4 protein-coding genes are annotated in these 9,766 nt (G+C 32.1%); 3 read left to right on the top strand and 1 reads right to left on the bottom strand.

Features of this window, described 5'->3' with window-relative positions; genetic code table 11:
- The first annotated feature begins 309 nt into the window (after positions 1 to 309).
- Positions 310 to 1,206: a hypothetical protein gene (locus HN894_13480; GenBank protein ID MBT7144334.1), complete on the top strand. Its 897-nt coding sequence runs from the start codon at positions 310 to 312 to the stop codon at positions 1,204 to 1,206.
- A gap of 434 nt (positions 1,207 to 1,640) precedes the next feature.
- Complete coding sequence (locus HN894_13475; protein MBT7144333.1) at positions 1,641 to 2,198, top strand: isochorismatase family protein; 558 nt, start codon at positions 1,641 to 1,643, stop codon at positions 2,196 to 2,198.
- A gap of 96 nt (positions 2,199 to 2,294) precedes the next feature.
- Here the strand turns inward: HN894_13475 and HN894_13470 are convergent, their stop codons facing one another.
- Positions 2,295 to 6,641 (bottom strand): translocation/assembly module TamB, encoded by a 4,347-nt coding sequence (locus HN894_13470; GenBank protein MBT7144332.1) that lies wholly within the window; start codon positions 6,639 to 6,641, stop codon positions 2,295 to 2,297.
- A 386-nt stretch (positions 6,642 to 7,027) separates the two neighbouring features.
- Between HN894_13470 and HN894_13465 the strand changes: the two genes are divergently transcribed.
- Positions 7,028 to 9,766, top strand: a 2,739-nt coding sequence (locus tag HN894_13465; protein MBT7144331.1) for a hypothetical protein, incomplete at its 3' end; no start/stop codon positions are given.

The following is a 9,766-nucleotide window of genomic DNA, read 5'->3' as shown; positions in this document are numbered from 1 at the left end:
AAGAGACTTTCACTCTCTGGAAATATTTAATGCCTACCCAAATTGAATATCAATTTTTATTTTCAAAAAATAATTTGTATTTTTCAAATTTTTCTTGAACATCAAGGTGGGTGTCCGCATACGCTTATGCTGGGCACACACAGCACCTAATAGCACATAGCCGCATTTGGGTCATCAAGAAGAATGATAAGTAAATTAAACATACAGGTAATCAATATAAATTTAAGTAGTGAACGGCCACGTGCCATAGCTGCAAACCGTTGGGGTTAATTAGTCAAAGAGTATACAACGAAATAAAACATAAATAATATGAAAAATGAATGGTTAGTTACAAATGGATATGCTGAAATTAAAGATGATGAGATTAAGTATATTCCCAAAACCCAAAAAAATGAACTTGGAGAAGAAAAAATATTAAATGCATTTGTTAGTTCAAGTATTGAATTTGAAAATGGAACAATTGAATTTGAATTTCAATCGAAAGATAAATTAGGTATATGCCAACTGATTTTTAATACAGAAACAGGAGCTGACTTAAATGTTGGATTTAATACATCTGGGTTTTTATATGGATTAGTGAAATTTAATAATAAAACGAATAAATGGGATTTATTAAATGGAGTTGGAGAGCCTGACACTTTTGATATTAAAAAAACTTATAAGGTTAAAATTACAGTAATAGGTTCGGTTATTTCATTGTTCATTAATAATATTTTTGTAGTTGCAGGTATAGATAATGTGCGTAAAGGACAATTACAATTAGCGTTCTCCTCGACTAAAGAGATGATTGTTAAAAAGTTTAAGATTAACACTTTAAAGCCTAAGGCTTTTATTGTAATGCAATTTTCTGACCAATATAATCAACTGTACGAGGAAGTAATAAAGCCTGTTTGCGAAGATTTTGGTTTGGAGGTGGAAAGAGCAGATGAATTTTATACAGCAACACCAATAATTAAAGACATAGTAAAATCAATAAAAGAAGCATCAGTAATTATTGCAGAAATAACACCAGACAATCCAAATGTTTTTTATGAAGTTGGATATGCACATGCAATTAATAAACCGACTATTCTTTTGAGTGATAAAACTCGGGGAAAATTACCTTTTGATATTTCAGGATTCAGAACTTTATTTTATGAAAATAGCATTGCTGGAAAATCTGCAGTTGAAAAGAACTTAAAAAAGTTTCTTGAAAATATATTCTAAAATAACTAACCCCAATCGAGTAGGCGGCTGATGGCAGAATAGCCACCAGTACACCTTTCACACCACTAAGCATACGGGTCTCGTACTTAGCGGTTCATCAAGCAAAAGAAAATTTGAGTTGATACTCAGATGGAAATCTCTCAGGGATGGAATTAAAGGAAAAAAGACAAAAGCAGTTTGCGAGCTTACAGAATTCTTATATTTTTGCAATTGTATTTTTAATTTAAATTAATTTAAAACAAAGTCATTCAATATTAGAACATGAATTGAGTAAAACAAAAGAAACATTCACACATATATCAAACACAAAGTTCAATGATATTCATAATCCTTTCGATGAGATGGATATTTAAAACAAATAATAATAAAGAAATAAACGGAATTTTCTGTTTATACTAATGTTAGCGGGCATTTTGAAAAAACATTGTAAATAAATGAAAAACAGAAAATCTCTATTAGTAATTGATATGCAAAAAGGTTCTTTCACACCGAAAACACCTCGATTTGACACAGATGGAGTTGTTAAGCGTATAAATGAACTTGCTTCAATATTTAGAGAGCGGAATTTCCCTGTGATTTATATTCAACATGATGGAACTGGAACTGGAGAATTTGAAAAAAATTCATTCGAATGGGAAAATTTGGATGAACTAATTGTTGAATCAACTGATGTTCGGATTGACAAATATGCAAATGATATTTTTTACAAATCTGAACTTCAATCAAAACTGATAGAACTTAAAATAAACGAATTATTTATAACAGGTTGTGCAACTGATTTTTGTGTTGAATCTACAATACAGTCTGCTTTAACAAAAGACTACAATATAACTGTTGTAGAGAACGGACACACAACTGGAGAAAGACCTCATTTGAAAGCCAAAAAGGTGATTGAACATTATAATTGGGTTTGGCGGAATATGATACCTACAAAAGGAAAAATAGAAGTAAAAAACTTTGAAGAAATAAAAAACGACACCACAATCGAGTAGGCGGCTGACAGCATTATAGCCACCAGCACTCTTCTCCCACCATTAAGCGTACGTATCTTCTCGATAAGAAATCGGGACAGGCTGAACTTAGCTTACTTATTTAAATAAACTATATTTTCTAAACAAATCTGACAATTTGTTAAATTCTTCTCTATAAAAAACTCCTACCCCTTGAGTATATGGTGATTCATCGTAAATCAATGAATTATTGGCTTTTGTAAAATATTTTGCACGGAGTTTTCCCGATTTATTGAGTTTGAAATCTATATCGAAGTCGCCCACAATTTTGTTTGCATTTTCGTACTGCCCTCCTACCCCAAAATTTCCATTTATTCTAACTCTGTCGTTCCACAATTGGGTTTCTAAGGCTACTTCAATTTCATCGCTGCTGAGCTCGTCGCCTTGCCTATAGTTGAAACCTATATCAAAATCGTTGCTTATTTGCGAAAGCCAATGACTCAATTGGTTGGAAAGAATTTCTGTGCCACTTTCTGTGAGGCTATAGTTAGCCCCAAAATTATCGCTACCCGAATTGCTGAGATAACTCAATGGTTGAAAACGATTTATCACCAAAAGTGAAATGAATTGTTTATTTGTCTCATTTTCAGTTAAATTGTTGACTTGGTCTTTTGTTTTTTCATCGGAATCGGGCAAGTCTATAGAAAAGTCAATTTTTGGGTTTAAAATTTTATCTGTCATATGAATCAGACATTCAACCGGTATTCTTTTTCTGAAGATTTCGCTGGTATCGAGGAGCAGGTTGTCAAGCGAAGTAGAAACATCGTAATATGCCAACAAATCGACATCGGCATCGTATGGATCACCGTTCCATTTTATTGTCCCACCTTTTTTTATCCTGAATTTTTTACTGAAAAAGTTCTGTAATGTAAAATTGTATTCTCCTCTATCAATCTCATAATTGCCAAACATATTGAATTCGCCTGCCGAGCTAATCTCCATTTTTAAATTTGCGTTTCCGTTGCCTTTTATTACATCGCCCATTTTAGAGTCAAAAATTAATTGAGCTTCACATTCGGGCGTAACTTCCAACTGGAAATTCAATTTTACACCTGAAAGATCGACAGATTCTTCTTCAATTATTTCAAGCTGTTTTATATTTTCATTCACGAAAGTGATGAAATTGCTCTCGCTAATTTCGCTCTCGCTTGTTAGAGGAATATAAAATCGAGAGTTTTTTTCGGTTTTTGCATTAATATCCATTTCGATATTCGACAAGGCTCCGTTTATTTTTATCAATCCGCTTGCAAATGCAGTCCCAAAATATAGTTCATTGTCAGATTCACGAGTATCTAAACATAGAAATTTATCAGCAACAATATTTATATCGAAAAAGAAATTTTTAAAATAATCGTGTCTAATCTCGCCTTTTGCAATTGCCGATGTGCCATATTTGCTATCGTTGATTTTTGTATTTTCAAATTTTATCAAGTTATTTTCAACAAATATTGAATCAGAAAGATTATATCTGGTTTGCAAATAATTGATTGTAAACGACGACTTTTGTAACTGAACTATTCCATTCAAAACAGGTTTCTTGAGTTGTCCTTCCAATTTTAGTTTGCCGCTGGCTATTCCTCGTAGTTCAGAAATATTTTCTTTCAAATAAGGTTCAAAAATGTTTAGCCTCAGTTTATCTAATGAAATATCAAATTCAAGTTCATTTTTATTTGGCAGATAGTTCCCATCAATAATGAAGGTTTTGATTTTATCCCTTTTTGTAAAAGCATGTAAATGAAGACTTTTACTATTTTTATCCCAATCACTCAAAATTTCTGTGTAACCTATTTTTTCATTATTGATATTCAAATTTTTGATTTTGATGTCGGAAAAAAATATACTTCTTTCATAAAAATCAATTAATTGTGCCTCACCATCAATTTTTCCCTCAAAATGGGCATTAGTATTAGCTGTAAAAAGATTTAGGTATGAAAGATTAATTTTCTGAAGATTAATTTTCAAAGTGTCGTTCGGAATTTCAGAAAGTGCTCCATGTAGTGCAATATGCTGATTTTCATTAAAAACCATAAAACTATCGATGCCAATGAAAGTACTATCAATATTTATTTTGCAAGAATTAATCGTCCATACTGTATCTGCAATCGTAACAATAGATGGCTGTACTGAAATATTAATTATTGGATTCTCACTCTTTTCATTTTTAGTTATAAAGGTACGAGTCAATATGTTACCATTATAATTTAAAGTATCCAAATTTTGCCAGTTGATGCTTAGACCAAGGCTGTCTTTTTTCGCAGAAGCCGAAACAACAAAATTGTCAATATTTACTGTTTTATTGATATTTACATTCTTTGCTTTTGTGAGGAAAAATAAGGAATCGTTCAAATTTGAAACATTAAAACTAAAATCCTTGAGTTTATTTCCTTTAAAATCTATTTCAGGCGAAGAAATTGCCACATGAATTGTTTTATTAATTGAATTCAATTTGCCGTGAATATTTGTGTTTTCTTTAGCAAAAACATACGGAAAAAACACCCTGCTAACTGCTTGTGTATTTTTCAGATTTGCTGAGAATACAAAATTATTAGTTGTATCCAGATTTTGATATTTGCTTCTCGAAAACGAAGGAAAATATTTGTGAAAAAGTTTTTCGAAACTTGTGTAGAGATTTTCAATCTTAAATGTTCCGAGAATTTCTAAATCGACAAAATCTGAATTTAGCTGAAGAAAATCTGAATTGTTTTTTTCAGTAGAAATAACTGAAAATTCGTTGAGGTCTATCGAACCTTTTTTATTTTGAAACTTAGTACCAAAAAGTTCGATCTTACCTTTGGAATTATCAATTTCGTCTCCAACAAAATTTGCGGAAAGCATAAACGATAATTTAGCAAGACTGTCTTGTTTCACGAAATTCAATTTTTTGAGTTTTGCATCTGAAACAAATGCCGTGAAATCGAAAATAGGAGTTTCTTGCGAAAAATCTATCAGGCCTAAAAAATCAAGATTTACATTTGGGTCGCTAATTTTTACTTGCCCATCAAACTTTTTATCGGAAAGTTTTCCTGATACTTCAATATCTGAATATGTATAATTATTGAACTCAATATTTTTCAACGAACCATCCAATTCAGCAAAAATGCCAGCCGATTTTTGATAATTACCGTTAATTTTTGTATTGATGCTAGCATTTTCAGGAAGTTTTTCATTCTGAAAAATCGAAGCAAGTTTAAAATCTTCTGTTTTGAAATTTCCATTAAAACTAACTTTTTCAAGTTGCCTGTCTTGCTTTATGGAAATGTCTGTGATCAGGTTTCCCAAATCTGTTTGCAGCCTTCCGTATGAAACAAAATCGTAAATAAAACCCGAGATTTTTCCCTTATATTCTATTTCTCCAAAAGTTTTTAGATTTTCAGTAAGAGATATGTTTCTATTCTTGACAAAATATGGAAGATTGAAACTTTCAATATCGGTTTTTGTACTAACAATCTGGTTAACACTGGCATAAAAAAATGTATTTGAAATGTCCGGTAGTCCTTGAATATTACATTTCAATGAAATTTTGGTTGTATTGCCATATTCAATATTCAGATTTTTCACTTTGAAATTCGAAATATATCCTGAAAAATCGCCATCAATCCTAACATTTTGATCTATTCCATGAAGCTTTGGCGAAAACATTGACAAATCTGTTAATCCAAAATTGCTCCTCTCAATTGAAGCAATAATCTTCACATTTTCATTAAAATTATGAAAATTTATTACACTATCAAATTTCATAATATAATGATTTGCAAATAGTTCGCTGAAAGGAGTTTTTATTTTTAAGTTGTTTAAAATTATTTCATTCTTGGTAACTATATTCGAGGATTCAAGCAAATTTATTTCAAAATTGCTCTTGTCAACTAAACTTAAATCGCTGAATCTAAATATTATAGAATCGTTTTTTGTTTCAAAATCATTTATCGAAAAAGAAAAATTTGATATGTAAATATCATTGTAATTTATGCCCTGAATTTTTTGTTCATTATTAAATGATTTATACGAAAATGTAGAATTTGACATTTCTAAGTCGGAACAGGAAATTTGCCATAGCGTAGTATCCTTATTTTCAGTTTTTAAACTATCGATAAAAAATCTTAGATTAAGTACACTTAGCGAATCTTTTGAAAATTTTACTCTTGAATTTTCGAGGGTAATTTTATTTATTTTCACATACTTTTTATCAATACTAAAAGAGTTTATATTTGCCACAAGTTTTTCGATAAAAAACAGAGTATCAGAATTTTGGTCCTCCAGATATATATCTTCGAGAATTAAATTGCTGAAAAAGCTAATATCTACACTGCCAATTGTAATTTTCGAGTTTAATTTCTCAGAAAGATTATTTGCAAAATACTGAGTTAAAGATGTTTGAATACTGCTAAATTGAATAATAGAATAAGTTGCCGATAATAGGAATATCAATGCAGCTACTATAATTAGTAATATTTTATATATCTTCTTAATAATCTAAATTTTAAATATTTGCAAAAATACACAAAAATTGTTCCTTTATAATATCCACATAAAAATACATTTGTTTGAAAAAACGCATCAAGCTCAAAGAAAAATGAATTAAATAGCAAAATTCAAAAAAATATTTAAGCAACTTTAAAAAAATGAAATCGTCATAAATCAGTAATTTTGATATGTTTATTTTACTTTATGACAAAATTTTATTCTTTCGTTTCTATGTGTGTATCAGTTAGAAATAAACTGTTACTCAATAGAATTTGACAAATTGTTTTGATAATAAAAACTATAAATATATCTTGCAACTTTAATTTTTTGATGACTTTAAATTTTATATTATGAAAGCTAAAATTTTAACATTTTCTTTAATCATAATTTTTGTATCGAATATTCTTGCACAAAATGGTGAAGGAAACAACTGGATTTTTGGAACTAATGCAGGAGTTTCCTGGGATTGTTCAACAGTTACACCTGTTGCTTTTGGTGGTAGTCCATTAACTACAAACGAGGGTGTTGCAACTATTAGTGACCCAAGTTGTAACCTTCTGTTTTTTAGTGATGGAACTTTAGTATGGGATGCAAATATGGTTCAAATGCCAAATGGTTTCGGATTAACCGGTGATGCCTCCTCGACACAATCAGCTGTAATAATTCCAAAACCAATGGACCCAAATACATATTATATTTTTACTGTTGATGACAACTTGCAATCAGGAGGTTTAGCATATTCAAGAGTAGATATGACTGCCAATGGCGGATTGGGTGATGTAGATCCACTTGAGAAAAATATTCCTATATTCAACCCATCACCTGAAAAAATTACAGCTGTTAATCATGCAAACGGTACAGATATTTGGGTAATAGTTCATGAATGGGGAAATGCTAATTTTCGTTCCATCCTTGTAACTAGTGCCGGAATTGATTTGGTGAATGGATATGTTTCCTCTACTACAGGAACACCACATGCCGGCTCTTCAGGAGAATCTAGAGGATATATGAAAGCATCGCCAAGTGGAACTAAAGTAGTACTTGGTATTGAAGCTATGGATTTGTACGAATTGTTTGATTTTGATAACCTCACTGGAGATTTGACAAATCCGGTTACAATGTCTGGATTTCCTGATGCCTATGGTTGCGAATTTTCTCCGGATGAACATTATTTATATGCAGTGAACAGATGGGATAATGAAGTACACCAATGGGACTTATTAGAACTGCCAAATGTTACGAATTTTCTTAATTCTCATGAAACTGTAGGATGGTTAGGACCTCAGTCGTATGGTGACGGAGGAGCAGTTCAGCTTGCGCCTGACGGGAAAATTTATTGTGCAAGAGACGATGTTTCATGGTTAGCTCGTATTAATGAACCCTTACTTGCAGGAATAGCTGCCGACCTTCAACTTGATGCAGTATTTTTAGATGTGGCCAGTACACCTACAGTAGAAGAATGTGATGAAGGTTTACCAACATTTATTACCAGTTTTTTTGCTTCGGCTGAATTTACTTTTGAGACAAGTTGTTATATAGACACAACTTTCTTTTTCTTAGGGACAACTTTTATTGATTCAGTTCACTGGAACTTTAACTATCCTTCAACAATGCCAATGTGGCAAAATCATGTTGATCCTGATCCATGGTTTCTTTTCGATCCGGGAACTTATATAATACAATGTATTTCATATAATGGGAATGTTTCGGATACGGTAATGGATACTTTGACTGTTGTTTATATTCCGTGGGCAAACCTCGGGCCAAGTCCAACTGTTCTCTGTACTAATGAAATTATCGAATACGATTTATCATACAATGATGGCTGCACTTTTCTATGGACAGCAGATTTGGGAACATACACTTATACAGACACTTTGCCAACATTCTTGATTGATAAACCCGGAAATTATTCTGTTCAAATTACAAATCCTTGCGGAACAATTGTTGAAAGTATAGTGGTGGAATACAATGAAATAGAACCGAATCTCGGGGTGAATGTCTCAGGGATTTGTGCAACAAACCCGATAACTCTGGATGCAACAGTTACAACTATTTATGGAACACCAGAATACGAATGGAATACAGGCGAAACTACAGAAACAATAACAGCCTTATATTCAGGAACTTTTGAAATAACTGTTACAGTTGCAAATTGTGAAGAATCAACAAGTGTAGAAGTTGAATACGATATGCCATTGAATGTATTTCTTGGTCAGGACATTGAACTTTGCAATGGAAATACTCTTACTTTAGATGCCGGTGACAACGGAACAACTTATTACTGGTCAACAGGTGTAATCACTCAAACTATTGATGTAACAAATGCAGGAACCTATTCTGTTACAGTAACTAATTCTTGCGGAACCGACAACGATAATATTAATATTGATATTATTGACGTTCCGGATTTCACTCTCGGTCCGGATCAAACTATTTGCGATGGATACTCATTGATTCTTGATGCAACATACACGAACTCAACTTATCAATGGAACGATGGCTCGGTTTATCCAAGCTATGTTGTTGATACTGCCGGTATGTATTTTGTCTATGTTACAAATGTTTGTGGATCAAGCTACGACAATATTCTCATAAGTGTTGACTATCCAATTTCAATTGAATTAGGTGTAGATACGGCACTTTGTCCAGGCGATTCATTAATGCTTGATGCAGGAAATGAAGGTGCAGAATTTCTTTGGTCGAACGGAGAAACTACTCAAGAAATTACTGTTTTCGATGCTGCAACTTATACAGTTATGGTAACCAACGAATGCGGAAGTTTGCCGGATTATATAGTATTAGATATTTTTGCATTGGATGTAGATCTTGGTGACGACATCACAATTTGCCAAGGACAAACAGCAACTTTCGATGTAACAGATTCTACGGCAGTCAGTTATTTATGGTCAACCGGCGAGAATACTCCAAATATAAGTACAAGCACAGCAGGACTTTATGCTGTTACAATTGAAAATCATTGTGGAGCAATTGATACTGATTCGGCTATGGTTTATGTTTTATCTACAAGCATAGAATTGGGTGCAGACACCAGCATTTGCGATGGAAGCACACTTCTTTTAGATGTT

This window comes from Bacteroidota bacterium, assembly GCA_018692315.1.
Classification (GTDB): domain Bacteria; phylum Bacteroidota; class Bacteroidia; order Bacteroidales; family JABHKC01; genus JABHKC01.
This window is presented reverse-complemented; position numbering and strand designations above follow the sequence as displayed.